Annotated in this window: 13 protein-coding genes; 2 read left to right on the forward strand and 11 right to left on the reverse strand. The window is 65.9% G+C overall.

Features of this window, described 5'->3' with window-relative positions:
- The 11 genes from P2P98_RS09820 to P2P98_RS09870 all read right to left on the reverse strand — a co-directional run.
- On the reverse strand, window positions 1–1,215 hold a 1,215-nt coding region (locus tag P2P98_RS09820), incomplete at its 3' end, for an aldehyde dehydrogenase family protein (RefSeq protein ID WP_275799487.1).
- Between the two features lie 71 nt (window positions 1,216–1,286).
- Window positions 1,287–1,478 (reverse strand): hypothetical protein, encoded by a 192-nt coding sequence (locus P2P98_RS09825; protein ID WP_275799488.1) that lies wholly within the window; start codon window positions 1,476–1,478, stop codon window positions 1,287–1,289.
- Complete coding sequence (locus P2P98_RS09830; RefSeq protein ID WP_275799489.1) at window positions 1,475–4,927, reverse strand: pyruvate carboxylase; 3,453 nt, start codon at window positions 4,925–4,927, stop codon at window positions 1,475–1,477. The genes P2P98_RS09825 and P2P98_RS09830 overlap by 4 nt, the downstream gene beginning before the upstream one ends.
- An 85-nt stretch (window positions 4,928–5,012) precedes the next feature.
- Window positions 5,013–5,789, reverse strand: coding sequence for an aldolase/citrate lyase family protein (locus P2P98_RS09835; RefSeq protein WP_275799490.1), 777 nt, complete (start codon window positions 5,787–5,789; stop codon window positions 5,013–5,015).
- Window positions 5,790–5,834: 45 nt separating this feature from the next.
- Window positions 5,835–6,971 (reverse strand): zinc-binding dehydrogenase, encoded by a 1,137-nt coding sequence (locus P2P98_RS09840; RefSeq protein WP_275799491.1) that lies wholly within the window; start codon window positions 6,969–6,971, stop codon window positions 5,835–5,837.
- A complete protein-coding gene (locus P2P98_RS09845; RefSeq protein WP_275799492.1) occupies window positions 6,968–7,531 on the reverse strand; it encodes a nuclear transport factor 2 family protein in 564 nt (187 codons plus the stop codon). Before P2P98_RS09845 ends, P2P98_RS09840 begins: the two co-directional genes overlap by 4 nt.
- Before the next feature lie 81 nt (window positions 7,532–7,612).
- The gene (locus tag P2P98_RS09850; RefSeq protein ID WP_275799493.1) at window positions 7,613–8,593 is read right to left on the reverse strand and encodes a cyclase family protein; all 981 of its coding nucleotides are present in this window, start codon (window positions 8,591–8,593) and stop codon (window positions 7,613–7,615) included.
- Window positions 8,590–9,561: a LysR family transcriptional regulator gene (locus P2P98_RS09855; protein ID WP_275799495.1), complete on the reverse strand. Its 972-nt coding sequence runs from the start codon at window positions 9,559–9,561 to the stop codon at window positions 8,590–8,592. The genes P2P98_RS09850 and P2P98_RS09855 overlap by 4 nt, the downstream gene beginning before the upstream one ends.
- On the reverse strand, window positions 9,558–10,046 hold the full coding sequence (locus P2P98_RS09860) for an HtaA domain-containing protein (RefSeq protein ID WP_275799496.1): 489 nt from the start codon (window positions 10,044–10,046) through the stop codon (window positions 9,558–9,560). Before P2P98_RS09860 ends, P2P98_RS09855 begins: the two co-directional genes overlap by 4 nt.
- Complete coding sequence (locus P2P98_RS09865) at window positions 10,043–10,357, reverse strand: 2Fe-2S iron-sulfur cluster-binding protein (protein ID WP_275799498.1); 315 nt, start codon at window positions 10,355–10,357, stop codon at window positions 10,043–10,045. The genes P2P98_RS09860 and P2P98_RS09865 overlap by 4 nt, the downstream gene beginning before the upstream one ends.
- Window positions 10,354–11,622: a cytochrome P450 gene (locus P2P98_RS09870; protein ID WP_275799499.1), complete on the reverse strand. Its 1,269-nt coding sequence runs from the start codon at window positions 11,620–11,622 to the stop codon at window positions 10,354–10,356. The genes P2P98_RS09865 and P2P98_RS09870 overlap by 4 nt, the downstream gene beginning before the upstream one ends.
- Before the next feature lie 238 nt (window positions 11,623–11,860).
- Here P2P98_RS09870 and P2P98_RS09875 point away from each other — a divergent pair, with 238 nt between their 5' ends.
- Both P2P98_RS09875 and P2P98_RS09880 read left to right on the forward strand, forming a co-directional pair.
- Complete coding sequence (locus P2P98_RS09875) at window positions 11,861–13,105, forward strand: FAD-dependent oxidoreductase (protein WP_275799500.1); 1,245 nt, start codon at window positions 11,861–11,863, stop codon at window positions 13,103–13,105.
- A 46-nt stretch (window positions 13,106–13,151) separates the two neighbouring features.
- Window positions 13,152–13,622, forward strand: a complete 471-nt coding sequence (locus P2P98_RS09880) for a nuclear transport factor 2 family protein (RefSeq protein ID WP_275799501.1) — start codon at window positions 13,152–13,154, stop codon at window positions 13,620–13,622.
- The last annotated feature ends 147 nt before the right edge of the window (window positions 13,623–13,769 follow it).

Consider the following 13,769-nt stretch of genomic DNA (forward strand, 5'->3'; position numbering starts at 1 on the left):
GACCGCGGCGCCGCGGTCGAGGTCGCGGGTGTAAACCGACCCGCCGAGTCCATAGTCAGAGTCATTGGCCAGTGCTATGGCTTCCTCCTCGTCCTTGACACGGAACACCATCGGAACGGGCCCGAAGATCTCCTGGCGGAAAATCGGGTTGTCCGAGTCGATCTCGGTCAAGACCGCAGGCTGGGTGAACGCTCCGGCGCGAGGGACGGGAGCACCGACGTAGTTCGCCTTGGCGCCGTGATCGACCGCCAGCCGGATCTGTGCCTCGACCTCTTCGGCCGCACTTTGAGATGACATCGGTGCCAGGGTCGTCGCCGGGTCGAACGGGTCTCCCGGAGTAAGCCCGGAGAGGGAGAACAGGAAACGTTCGAGGAATGCATCGTACATGGGGTCGAGGACGATCATTCGCTTGGGCGAGATGCACACTTGGCCGTTGACGCTCATGCGGCCGGCGACGGCGCAGCTGACTGCGAGATCGAGATCCGCGTCGTCCAGGATGATCATCGCGTCCGAACCGCCGAGTTCGAGAACGGACTTCTTCAACGCTGCGCCTGCCTGAGCTGCGACGACCGCGCCGGCGGCTTCGCTGCCCGTGAGGGTAACCCCTGTCACTCGCGGATCGCCGATCACACGCTCGATCTGTGCGCGGGTGAGGTACAGGTTGGTGAAGACGCCGTCGGGAACCCCGGCGTCGGTCATGATCTGCTGCACCGCGGCCGCACTCTGCGGCACGATCGAGGCGTGCTTCAACAGGACGACGTTACCCACCGCCAGCTGGGGGGCCAGCGGCCTGATCGGCTGGTAGTAGGGGCCGTTGAACGGTTCGATCGCGAACACGATGCCAGTCGGTTCGATGACCGTGACGGCGCTGTACGCGTCACCGGCGAACGTCTCGACGGGGCGTGAGGCGAGAAGGCGTTCTGCGTGTTGGGCGTAGTAGTCGAGAATGCCGATGGCTACCGAGATCTCGTACCGCGCGTCCGCCAACAAGCGTCCCGTCTCAAGTGTGCTGATCCGGGCTAGCTCCTCGGTGCGCTCGCGCATGATGTCCGCGGCCCGCGCCAGAATCGCAGCCCGCTCGGCTACAGGTCTCTGACGCCACGACTGGTACGCCGCGTGAGCGGCGTCGAGAGCAGCATCCACTTCGGCATCCGTCGCGTCGGGAAATGTGGCGACAGTCTCATTGGTGTATGGGTTGACGGTGGCATAAGCCATGGGGGTACCTTTCTTCTCTTCGTCGAGTAGGAGCGATGGAGGCTTGAGGGTTGCTATCGGTCGCCGTTGCTTCAGCGGCCGATCCTCGAGGCGAGGTGCCAAGCGGATGAGAGTGGTGCTGTGGCGATCGCGGCCTTGATGGCTCCGCCGAGGAGCAACGGGCAGAGGCCGGCCTTGAGGGTCTGAGTGAAGTCAAGTCCCAACGAGACGGCGAGCCAGGGCCGGCCGTTGGGCGCGGGACGGAGGGCGACGGTCTGGCTCACTTGTTGTCCTCTGCCGGGGCGGATGCGGGCACGGACGCGCCGCCCGGGGCGATGATGGCCAGGAGATCGCCCGCGTCGACCTGCTGCGTCGCGGGGATCGCGAGGTGGGAGACGGTGCCGGCGACGGGGGTGGTGATTGCGGCCTCCATCTTCATGGCCTCGATGGTGGCGATGGCCTGGCCCGCCGCCACGGTGTCTCCGACGGCGACCTTCAGGGTCACGACGCCCGAGAACGGGGCGGGGACCTGTCCGGGCTGAGCCGGGTCGGCATTCACCGCAGCCTTGGTTTCGACTGTGACCGAGCGATCGCGGACGAACACCGGCCGCAGCTGCCCGTTGAGGGTGGTCATGACGGTGCGCATGCCCTTCTCCTCGGGCTCTGAGATGGCTTCGAGGCCGACGTAGAGCTTGACGCCCTTGTCGATGTCGACGACGTGCTCCTCGCCCTGGCGGAGGCCGTAGAGGTAGTCGACGGTGTCGATCACGGACAGGTCGCCGAAGAGGTTCCGGTTGGAGTCGAACGCGCGGGTCGGGGTGGGGAACAGGAGCCGGTTCAGTGCCTGCCGACGTGTCGCGGGCTCGGCGTCGGGAGCGAGGTCGGCGCGGTCGGAGTCGCTGAGAGGGGTGACCCCGACCCTGACGTCGCGGCCCTGGAGGACCTTGGTGCGGAACGGCTCGGGCCATCCGCCGGGCAGCTCGCCAAGCTCGCCGGCCATGAACCCGATCACGCTGTCGGGGATGTCGTACTTCTGCGGGTTCTCGGCGAAGTCCTCCGGGTCGGCCTTCACCGCGGCCAGATGCAGGGCGAGGTCGCCGACGACCTTCGAGGACGGGGTGACCTTCGGGATGCGGCCGAGGATGCCGTTCGCGGCGGCGTAGAGGTCCTCGATCAGCTCGAAGTCGTCCGCGAGTCCGAGGGCGATGGCCTGCTGGCGCAGGTTCGACAGCTGACCGCCCGGGATCTCGTGCCGGTACACTCGCCCAGTGGGTCCGGGCAGCCCGGGCTCGAACGGGGCGTAGACCTTCCGCACCGCCTCCCAGTAGGGCTCCAGGTCGGACAAGGCCTTCAGGTCGAGGCCTGTGTCGCGGTCTGTGTGGGCGAGTGCGGCGACCAGAGCGGATGCGGACGGCTGCGACGTGGTGCCCGACAGGGGGGCGGCGGCGACGTCGACCGCATCGGCACCCGCCGCACTGGCGGCGAGGAGGGTGGCGAGCTGGCCGCCGGCGGTGTCGTGGGTGTGAACGTGGACGGGCAGGTCGAAGCGTTCGCGGAACGCGGTGACGAGCTTCGCGGCCGCGGCGGGACGGAGTAGCCCGGCCATGTCCTTGATCGCGAGGATGTGCGCCCCGGCGTCAACGATCTGCTCCGCCAGCCGCAGGTAGTAGTCGAGGGTGTAGAGGTCCTCGCCCGGGTCAAGGAGGTCGCCCGTGTAGCAGACCGCGACCTCCGCGACCGTGGAGCCTGTGGCCAGGACCGCGTCGATCGCGGGACGCATCTGCGACACGTCGTTCAGGGCGTCGAAGATGCGGAAGATGTCGATGCCCGTGCTCGCCGCCTCGGTCACGAACGCGTCGGTGACCTCCGTCGGGTACGGGGTGTAGCCGACCGTGTTGCGGCCACGGAGAAGCATCTGGATCGCGATGTTCGGCAGCGCCTCCCGGAGGGCGGCGAGCCGTTCCCACGGGTCCTCGCCGAGGAAGCGCAACGCGACGTCGTAGGTCGCGCCACCCCACGCCTCCATCGACAGCAGCCCCGGCGTCATCCGGGCCACGTGGGGAGCGACCGCGACGAGGTCCTTCGTCCGCACCCGGGTGGCGAGGAGGGACTGGTGCGCGTCGCGCATCGTCGTCTCCGTCACCGCGAGAGCGGTCTGGGTGCGAAGAGCATCCGCGAAGCCCACCGGCCCCAGCGCGAGTAGCCGCTGCCTGGATCCCGCGGGGGCCGGGGCGGTCACGTCGATCTGCGGGAGCTTGTCGATCGGATGCACCGTCGTCACCGGGACGCCGTGGGGTTGGTTGACCGTGACGTCGGTGAGCCAGTTCAGGATCTTTGTGCCACGGTCCTTCGACGTCCGGCCACGCACCAGCCACGGCCGCTCGTCGATGAGGGATGTCGAGAGGTCACCCGCCGCGAACGCGGGATCATCCAGCACGGCCTGGAGGAACGGAATGTTCGTGGACACACCCCGGATCCGGAACTCCGCCAGACCACGACGCGCGCGCCGCACCGCGGACGGGAAGTCGCGGCCACGGCACGACATCTTCGCGAGCATGCTGTCGAAGTGCGGGCTGATCTGCACACCCACCTCGACGGTGCCACCATCGAGCCTCACGCCGGCGCCTCCCGGCGACCGGTACGCGGTGATCCGGCCGGTGTCAGGTCGGAAGTCGTCGGTCGGATCCTCCGTCGTGATCCGGCACTGCAGGGCCGCGCCGTGCAGCCGGATCGTGTCCTGACTCAGACCCATCTCCGCCAGGGTGGAGCCCGACGCGATGAGCATCTGTGACTGCACCAGGTCCACGTCGGTGACCTCCTCGGTCACCGTGTGTTCGACCTGGATGCGCGGGTTCATCTCGATGAACACGTGCTCACCCGCCCGCTCCCCCGCCGTGTCGACGAGGAACTCCACCGTGCCCGCGTTCACGTACCCGATCGAGCGGGCGAACGCGATCGCGTCTCGATGCAGCGCCGCGCGCAACTCGTCGTTGATGTTCGGCGCCGGCGCGATCTCCACCACCTTCTGGTTTCGTCGCTGCACCGAGCAGTCGCGCTCGAACAGGTGCAGGGTCGTGCCCGCCGCATCCGCGAGAATCTGCACCTCGATGTGACGCGGCCGCAGCACCGCCTGCTCCAGGAACATCGTCGGATCCCCGAACGCCGAGTCCGCCTCTCGCATCGCCGCCTCCAAAGCGGGACGCAGCTCCGCCCGCGTCTCGACCCGGCGCATCCCGCGCCCGCCGCCGCCCGCCACGGCTTTCGCGAAGATCGGGAACCCGACCTCCTCCGCCCCCGCCAGCAGCTCCTCGATGTCGCGCGACGCAGGCGTGGACTTCAGCACCGGCACCCCGGCCGCGATCGCGTGCTCCTTCGCCGTGACCTTGTGCCCCGCCATCTCCAGCACGCTCGACGCCGGACCGATGAACGTGATCCCGTTCGCCGCCGCCGCGGCCGCCAGCTCCGGGTTCTCCGACAGGAATCCGTAGCCGGGGTAGATCGCATCCGCCCCCGACAGCAGCGCCACCCGGATGATCTCCCTCACATCCAGGTACGCCCGCACCGGATGACCCGGCTCGCCGATCTGGTACCCCTCGTCGGCCTTCAACCGGTGCATCGAGTTGCGGTCCTCGTACGGGAACACCGCCACTGTCGCCGCACCCAGCTCGTTCGCCGCGCGAAAAGCCCGGATCGCGATCTCGCCGCGATTGGCCACAAGGATCTTCGAGAACATCTGCACCTCTTCGTCAAAGACGCGTGGCCAGCACGCCCGCTCCGGGCCGAGCGACGCGCGTGTCCGGTCGTATGGTTGTGGCCCTTCAGGGCGCGGTAGGGGTGGCCGCCTGTCGAAGCCCGGCGAGGTCGCGTTCCGCCGCGGCGCGGAGGGTTGAGAGGTCGCTGGCGAGGCTTCCGTAGTCGGCGAGGTCGTCGAATCCGTACCCCAGCGGTGCGCCAACCCGGACCCCGACGGAGTGAGCGGCGCGGACCACCTGCTCCCAGAGTGCGATCAGCTGGTCGATGTCATCGACCATGTCGATCCCGAGGTCTTGGGAGAGATCTGCCAGGCCGAAGAACACGTAGTCGACGCCTTCCACTGCGCAGATTTCCTCGATGTGGTCGACGCCCGCCTTCGTTTCGATGAGCGGGATGATGAGCGCGTTGTTGTTCATGCGGGCGGCGTAGGGTGCCCAGTCGTCACCCGAGAAGTTCGTGGCCGGCACGACGGGGCACATGCCGCGTCCACCGGCTTGGTACCTCGATGCTTTGACGGCGCGAGCGGCCCCGTCCGCGCTCTCGATCTTGGGGACCATGACGCCTTGGGCGCCGGCGTCGAGCGTCTGCTGGATCGCTGCGTGGTTGTTCTCGAGCACGCGCACGATGGGGACGATGCCGTTGGCTTCGGCCGCCATGAGGTGCGCGCGAAGGTGGCTGTTGTCCATGATTCCGTGCTCACGGTCGATGAGGACCCAGTCGTAGCCTGCGTCGCCGTAGAGCGCCGTGATCGCGGCGTCCGTCGACATGACGAACACTCCTGCCGGGGTGTGGCCGTTGCGGATGAGTCGTTCGAACTCGGCGCGGGCGTAGAGCCTGGTCATGCGTGAAGGTGTCCTTTCGTGGTGGCGGGGAGGGGTGAGCGAAGCTCACGCAGCGTTCGCGGTGAACCGGGGTTCGACGACAATGTTGATCGCGTTCTCCCCTTCGACTCGGCCTTGCAGGGTTTCGAGCGCGAGCGGGAGCTGGTCGAAGCCGAAGATGTGCGTGCGGAGGTCGCTCAGCGGGAGCGTGTTCGCGATGATCAGGTCCGCGGCCATCTGCTGGGCCTGGTGGGTGGTTCCCATCACGCCGATGAGTCGGATGCCTTTGATGGTGACAGCGTCGAGAGGGAAAGCCGTGAGGGGCTTCCCCTTGATGCCGGCACTGGCCAGAGTGCCGCCCTTGCGCAGCATCGCGATGCCGTCGAGGATCGGCTGTTGCGCGACGGGTGAGGTGTCGATGACGATGTCGAACCCGGCGCCTGCGGTCGCCGCTGCTGCGACATCGACAACATCTTCTTCTTCGACATTGACGACGACGTCGGCGCCGAGCCGTTCCGCGAGTGCCAGCTTGTGAGCGTCTCGCCCGAGTCCGGTAGCGATGATGAGGCCGGCGCCGGCCGCTTTCGCCGCAGCAATACACGCCAGACCGCGCTGTCCGGAACCGAGCACGGCGACGCGGGACCCCAGGGTGACACCGGCGTCCATAACCGCCCACTGAATGCCGTTGGCGAGGGGATTCCACAGAGCGGCGTCGGGGGCGCTCACCTCTTGGGGGAAGTGGTACAGGACGGTGTGGGGGTCGATGTAGACGTGAGTCGAGTAGCCACCCCATAGCCCCGGGCCGATGTAGGTCGGTATGAAGCCGTAGCAGCTCGTCCGCCAGGGCATGCCGGTGCAGAACTGCGCCTGATTGCGGCGGCAGGCCTCGCAGCTTCCGCACGCGAGCCATGGGTTCACCGCCACACGGTCGCCCACCTTGAGCCCGGGATGAGCCGCGGTAGCCTCGCCGAGGTCCTCGATGACGCCGACGATCTCATGCCCGTTGATCCGTGGGTACTGGGTCAGGTCGGCTGGGTCGTAGCCGCCGCCGTGCCCCTCGTAGGCGTCGATGTCGCTTGCGCAGATGCCGTTGGCCTCCACCCGGAGAAGCGCCGCGCCAGGGACGAGGCTCGGAAGCGGGATCTCCTGAAACTCGTGACTGTCGGGTCCGGTCTGGACCAGGGCGGTAGCGGTGGAGCTCATCGCGTCGCCTCCACGAGTTCTGCACGGCGGGTGATGGCAGGGTCATCGGCATTTCTGCTTCCCACGGCAAAGCCGGGGACCATGCCCATTCCCTCGTTGCCCACCGCTCTGGTCATCGAGCCGGGGACCGTGGTCCGGCTCTGGATCGCCCAGCGGCCGTCCTTGCGGGTGAAGTGATCGACATACCGTCCGGAGGAGATGGCCTCGAACGGCTGCGCATCACCGTCCGAGGCGAAAAGGCTCGCCTGCGGGTTCACGCTCTGCCAGACGAGGAAGTACGTCTCGACGAAAGCGGAGTCGTCCGAGAGAAACTCGATCATCGTGTTGCTGACATGGTGTGCCGAGTACGCGATCGTCTGATGGCGGTTCGCGACCCACTTGATGAAACCGTCGACGTCGCCCTTGTAGGCGCCGTGGTCGTCGATCCCGTCTGCATGGAACACTTCCCTGAGCTCATCGAGCTGGAGGCGGTCGACGGCGTGGCAGAACTGGTGGACACGGTGCTGGATCTCGGCTCGGTCCGCGAGGCGATCCGGGGCGAACTGACTTGACGAAGGCATTGGGCATGCTCCTTATACAGATTGGTGTTGTGTGGCGTCTGCTGGCCAGAAGGGCGTTCCGGCGTTCGCGGTTGGTCGGCGTCAGAGCACCGCGACAGGGTTGAGGGGGCTGGACGTCGCTCCGACGAACCTCCACGGCAGAGCGGTGAACAGGAACTCCCACCGCTTCTCGGCTTCGCAGGCCCGCGCCAAGGCAGTCAGGTCAAGGTTGTCCATCAGCCACAGCCCCATCGCCACGAGGCTGACGGCGTGGATCGGGCGGGCGAAATCGAAGTCGTCGACCTGCGCGGGCTGCACGTCGTGCGTGCCGTCCGCGCCCATGGCGGCAACGTCCCGGTCGTGAAGGAAGGGAAGGCAGGAGATGTCGAGTCCGGCCTGCACGCCGTCCAGGGGTCCCGGGTTGGCAGTGCGGTACACCGGTCCGAGGGTCTCCAGGGCGGCGGCGTTGCCAGTGTGGATGAGGAGGACGTCCCCGGATCGCACCTGCACACCTTGTCGGCGTTCGGCCTCGAGGAGCTCGTCGACGTGAACGGCGTGGCAGCGCTCGAGGTAGGGAACACCGTGGAGCCCGGCGATGTCGAGCAGAACCCCGCGGGTGATGATGCCCTCGGTGGCGTGCGAGACCGAAAGATGGGCCGACCCGATCGTGTTGTTAGATGCGCTCGCGGGGAAGCCGTTATAGAACAGACCATCCCAGTAGTAGTGGCCTAGCCCGTCGAGGTGTGCGTTGCCGCCGTGAGGGCTGAGCGTGATCTCTTCGCCGACCGCGTCCCAGCGGGCCTCTTTACCGAGCAGGTGACGCACCTCGCCGACCTTTGAATCGCGTTGCACGTTCGTCACTCCGGAGTGCAGCGGGTCTGGGCGCAGGGGGTCGAGGTTTCTGGCCAAGGAGATGGCGGTGCCGCTTCGCACGTTCGCGGCTGCGCGGCGTCGGACCTCCGGGGTGATGAGGTTCAGCGTCCCGAGGCGGTCGTCCTCACCCCATCGCCCCCAGTTGGAGAGCGTGGTGAGGTACTCCTCGATCTGCGCGATGTGGACTCGATCCCGTTCTGCTGTTGTCATGGTGATGCTCTCCTTCCCGCCGGCGGTTCATTGCCGTGAGCGCTTGTAGATGATGGGGGAAATGCCGGCTCGGCACCGTACAAGGCCAAGTACCGGTTCTTCAGGTCGTCCACGATCTCCGCTGCCAGCGGGCTCATCCGCGTCCCGGCGAGCGAAAACACGGACAATTCGCTACTGGAGATGGCGAGTTCGATCGTGATCGGGAGGCGCACCAGACCGTCTCCTGGACGCTGGGTGGAGGCCACGATCAGCGCGTCTGAGCTGGATGCGATGTCCACGAGCATCCCGTAGTCGTCCACCTGGAGGCTCGACGCGAAAAGGTAGCGGTCCCGTTCGCTACCCAGGGACATCAGGTTCTCGCTCCACGCGGTCCCCGAGATACGCGGAAAGGCGAGAAGATCCTCGATCGTCACGCGCTCCTGCTCAGCCAGCGGGTGCCCTGGCCTGACAAAGAAGTTGGGCGCGAAATTCCCGAACACCTGCTGACGCACACGGGTCGATCGCCGCCGCACGGAGGGCAGTCCAAGGTAGAACTCGATCTCACCGTCCAGGAGCAGCTCGGTCATGAGATCCGACGTGCTGGTGTGCACGCGGACGCGCAGATCAGGGGTGGATAGAAGTCGATCCTTGAAGAACCCTGGAAGGACGACACCCCCGAGCATCGGTCCAATGCCGAAGGAGATGGTCGGGACCGCGCGCACTGGCATTCCCGTCATTCGGCTCTCCATTTCGTCGAGATCGTGGAGGATGGCGTCGCTGCGCTCGAAGAGCTCGGTCCCGGCCAGGGTGAGTGTGATCCCTGTCCGTCCGCGTTCGCGTTCGATCAGCCGGGTCCCCAGATGCTCTTCGAGGGATTGGATGCTGCGAGAGAGTGCGGATTGGGAGAGGTTGAGTGCCTCCGCGGCGCGGGTAAAACTGCCTGTCTTGACCACGATGAGGAACTGGCGGAGCTTGTGAACGTCGATCATGGAGCGACCCTAGGGTCGGGCTGAAGACGCGACAAGCACGTGAGATCTGCTCCGACGACGGTCACCGGGTCCATTCTCGTTCCGGGCTGGTAGACGTCGTCGAAGAGCACGGTGCCCGCATCGGTGAGGTGCGCATCCAGGATCTGCTCGTCAGCCGCTGTCGACTCACGCGGTGTGAGGGTGCAGACGATACGGCGGCTTGGCGGCACAGACCGTGACGTGGGTTCGACGATCGAGAGCACCAGCGCGTTGTTGTACGCCTCGATCCGCGGATCGATGATCGTCACGCCCAGCATGCCGCGGTAGGCCGACAGCGTCGCTCTGCCCGTGAAACAGAGACCACCATCTCCCTCGCTTTGCGGAAAGCAGAACTCCCCGTTCTGCATGTATGCAGGTGCCGAGGTGTCTTCGGACCCGTCGTCGATGGCGCGGACGTACTCCCGGAAGCTCTGCTTCACACCCCAGCGCAGGATGCCGTCCGTCACTGGGCGTCGGCGATCCGTACGCAAAGGCCTGCAAGTTCGGGTCGGACCGCGATCTGGCACGCCAGCCTGCTTGAGGGGCGCGCACTGTCGACCATGTCAAGCAGTTCCCGCTCGTCACGGGACTGCGGATCAATCCCGTCCGGAGCGTCGTCGATGTACACGTGGCAGGTGCCGCACGACATCTCGCCGCCGCATTCCCCGACGATCTCGGAGATGTCGTTCTGCAGAGCTGCCCTCATCAGGGACTCCCCGTCCGACGCTTCGACGAGTCGTTCCGCTCCGTCGGGGAGTACGTACACGATGCGCGTCATCGGGCGCTCACCGCCGACGAGACGGACGTGTACGCCACCTGCATCGAAGTGAAGCCGTTGACGCCGTAGTCCGCGATCCAGTTCGGCTCCGCATCCGAGACCGGGCGCAGGTCGGGGAAGGTCTGAAGGACCCGCGGAATGAGGGATGCGAGTTCGAGTCGCGCGAGGGCCCGTCCCAAGCAGAGGTGGATCCCGGTTCCGAACGCGAGGTGGTCGTTGGGGGTCCTTGTGATGTCGAAGCGGTGAGGGTCCGGGAAGACCGTCTCGTCCTTGTTGGCCGACGCCAGGAAGCCGACCGCCCAGTCGCCGGTCTTGATCCGCTTCCCGTTCAGGTCGAAGTCACGGGTTGCGACTCTGAGCCGGCTCTTCGTCGGGGTGGCCCAGCGGAGGACTTCCTCGATCGCGGGCTTGGTCAGGGACGGGTCATCGAGGAGTGCCGTACGCTGGTCCGGGTTGAGCATGAAGGCCCACAGGCCGACTGCTGCAGCGTTGCGTGTGGTCTCGAGGCCGCCACCGATCATCGTGGTGAACCACATCCGCATCTCGTGGATGCTCAGTTCGTCGCCGTCGATCTGCAGTTGGCCGATCACCGTCGCGAAGTCGTCCTTCGGGTCCTTCCTACGGGCGATCGCGAGGTCCTGGCAGTAGTCCAGGAGCTTGCCCATTCCGACGTTGTACGTGGCGACCGGGTCGTTGTCGATCACCCATCGCGGATCCGCGGAGGCGAGCCACTGCCAGGACGCCTCGCGCAGGTACGGCCAGTCCGACTCCGGCACACCGAGCATCCGGAGGATCACCTTCACGGGAAGCTCGGCTGCGATGTCCTCGACGAGGTCGCACTCCCCTCGCTCCGCGACATCCGCGATGATCTCGTCGACGATGCCGGACACATCCGAGCCGAGGCGTCCGATCGCGGGCACGCTGAAGTGCTTGTTGATCGGAGCCCGATACAGATCGTGGACCGGGTTGTCGTTGGTGGCCGGGTTGATGTCCCACCCCTGCGCGTGGCGCTCCTCGGGCGTGCGCCGCTTCGGTGAACGGGTCACGCGCGTGTCCCACCGGTTGCTGAAGAGATCGTCGCGGAGCAGATAGTCCTTGACGTCGTCGTAGCGCGTGATCGACCAGTGAGGCCGACCGTATCGCTCGTTCTCAGTCCAGTGCACGGGGTCCTCGTCCCGCATGGTCTTGAACACGTCGTGGTACTCACGCGTGGTGTACCAGTGAGGGTCAAGAAGCTTGTTATCGATTGCGTGCCAGTCGGTCATCGTTGTCCTTCCGCGAGGCTGAGGTCCCATGTTGACGCGGGGCCTGGTCGAGTGTCCAATGCATCTTGTAGACCCGAAAAATGCGGGAAACGCATCTGAGCTTTGTGCGTTGGAGGAATCTTTTCCCCGCGGAAGATGCATTGGACGCGCGTCTGCTCATCCAGTTGGCTTAGCTCGACCGTGGCGACGATGTGCGGATGCTCTTCCCCGTCGATCGCATAAGGGAAGGGAGAGAGACGTGCTCGAGGCATATGACGTGCTAGTCGTGGGGGCCGGTCAAGCGGGCGTGCAGGTGGCCGATTCGCTCAGGAAAGGCGGATTCGCCGGAACTGTGGGCATCATCAACGCGGAAGACTCGCTGCCCTATGAGCGACCTCCGCTGTCGAAGGCCTTCCTGCGTGGCGAAGCCGAAATCGACGACTTCCTGTTTCACAATGCCGATTGGTATGCGCAGCACGACATCGACCTGATCGCCCCTGCGACAGTCGAGTCTGTCGACGCCGAAGGACACGTCGCGATGCTCGAGGACGGTCAGCGCATCAGCTGGGGCCGGCTGATCTGGGCCGCAGGCGGCCGGGCCCGCAAACTCTCACTTCCCGGCGCCGAACTCGCTGGCGTCCTCTCTCTCCGAACGCACCAGGACGCCGCCGACCTGCGGCAGAGGGTCGGCACCGCTCACCGCGCAGTGATCATCGGCGGGGGATACATCGGCCTCGAAGCCGCCGCCGCGTTCGCCACCCTCGGGCTCGACGTCACCGTCATCGAAGCACAAGACCGGCTCCTCGCCCGGGTCACCTGCAATGCCGTTTCCGACTTCTACCTCGACCTGCACCGCAAGCACGACACCACGGTGTTGCTCGCGAGCGGGATCGAGCGCATCGTCGGCGAGAACGGGAATGCGTCCGGCGTCGAGCTTCTCGACGGCACTCTCCTCCCCGCAGACATCGTCCTTGTCGGCGTCGGCCTCATACCCAACGTCGAGCCTCTCGCCGCTGCAGGCGCAACGGTGACGAACGGACTCGAAGTCGACGAGTGCTTCCGAACGTCGCTTCCCGATGTGTTTGCCATCGGTGACTGCGTCAACATCGCCCACCCGTTCGCTGCCGACTCGCGAGTCAGACTCGAATCGGTTCCCAACGCGAATGAGCACGGAAAAGCACTGGCTGAGGTCCTTCTTGGAGTGGACCAGGCCCCGCCTTCCCCGCCGTGGTTCTGGTCACACCAGTTCGACGTCAAACTGCAGACAGTCGGTCTTCAAACCGGCCACGACGACGCTGTAATCCGCGGCGACGTCGAGAGTGGGAAGTTCAGTGTGGTCTACCTCCGAGAAGGTCGTGTCATCGCCCTGGACTGCATCAACTCCGTCGCCGACTTCGCCCAGGGGAAGCAACTCGTCAAGAACGGCGTCCACGCGTCTGCCTCCGAGCTCGCCGATACCGCGGTTCCCCTCAAAGCTCATTTGGCAACAGTGAAGACGCCGTAACGGCAGCACCCCCGACATAACACCCGACAGATCAAGACTCGAACCAATGTCTGGCGCGAGCGCAGCGACCGAGAACGGAAAGAAGATGCCTACTACCGCAGAAACCGTTGTTCGAAACTTCTACAAGGACTGGGGCGAGGTCGGCTTCAAGGAGGCCTACATTCGTCACCTGCATCCCGACGTCGTTCTCCAGAACACAGGCAGGCCCGACCGAGAAGGCATCGACGCGGTCCTCGGTGCACTCGAGAAGTACATCGAGATCTACTGCCGACCCTTTGCGAAGGTAACCCTCCTCCACCTCGCCACCGAGGGAGACTCCACCGTCATCACCGAACGAACCGAACATTGCTTCAGCCCGGACCACGACGACACCCACGATGGACATTTCGCCTCCGTCTTCGAGATCGAAGACGGCAAGATCAGGCGCTGGGCCGAGTTCTGGGGCGACGACCCCGCAGCATACTCGTTCGGATCCGCGCTTCCCCGACCCGAGACATACCGCAAGGTCAGCAAGTAAGAAGCTGGACGCGGCCCGGTCGCACCGCTCAGTCGGGGCGACCGGGCGCAACCGTCCTGGCCGGCAGGACGCGCTGACGCGGCTTTTCGACCCGCGGGCGAGATCTCAGAACGAGCAAAAGCTTCCGCGCGCATGACCTCCGCCGAT

The organism is Microbacterium sp. Kw_RZR3 (genome assembly GCF_029222405.1).
In the GTDB taxonomy this organism is placed as follows: domain Bacteria; phylum Actinomycetota; class Actinomycetes; order Actinomycetales; family Microbacteriaceae; genus Microbacterium.

Bases quoted from the DNA above. Each gene is read 5' to 3' on its own strand.
- P2P98_RS09830 (WP_275799489.1), bottom strand. From the start codon at position 4,927: ATGTTCTCGAAGATCCTTGTGGCCAATCGCGGCGAGATCGCGATCCGG.
- P2P98_RS09870 (WP_275799499.1), bottom strand. From the start codon at position 11,622: ATGACCGACTGGCACGCAATCGATAACAAGCTTCTTGACCCTCACTGG.
- P2P98_RS09845 (WP_275799492.1), bottom strand. From the start codon at position 7,531: ATGCCTTCGTCAAGTCAGTTCGCCCCGGATCGCCTCGCGGACCGAGCC.
- P2P98_RS09835 (WP_275799490.1), bottom strand. From the start codon at position 5,789: ATGACCAGGCTCTACGCCCGCGCCGAGTTCGAACGACTCATCCGCAAC.
- P2P98_RS09855 (WP_275799495.1), bottom strand. From the start codon at position 9,561: ATGATCGACGTTCACAAGCTCCGCCAGTTCCTCATCGTGGTCAAGACA.
- P2P98_RS09880 (WP_275799501.1), top strand. From the start codon at position 13,152: ATGTCTGGCGCGAGCGCAGCGACCGAGAACGGAAAGAAGATGCCTACT.
- P2P98_RS09840 (WP_275799491.1), bottom strand. From the start codon at position 6,971: ATGAGCTCCACCGCTACCGCCCTGGTCCAGACCGGACCCGACAGTCAC.
- P2P98_RS09865 (WP_275799498.1), bottom strand. From the start codon at position 10,357: ATGACGCGCATCGTGTACGTACTCCCCGACGGAGCGGAACGACTCGTC.
- P2P98_RS09850 (WP_275799493.1), bottom strand. From the start codon at position 8,593: ATGACAACAGCAGAACGGGATCGAGTCCACATCGCGCAGATCGAGGAG.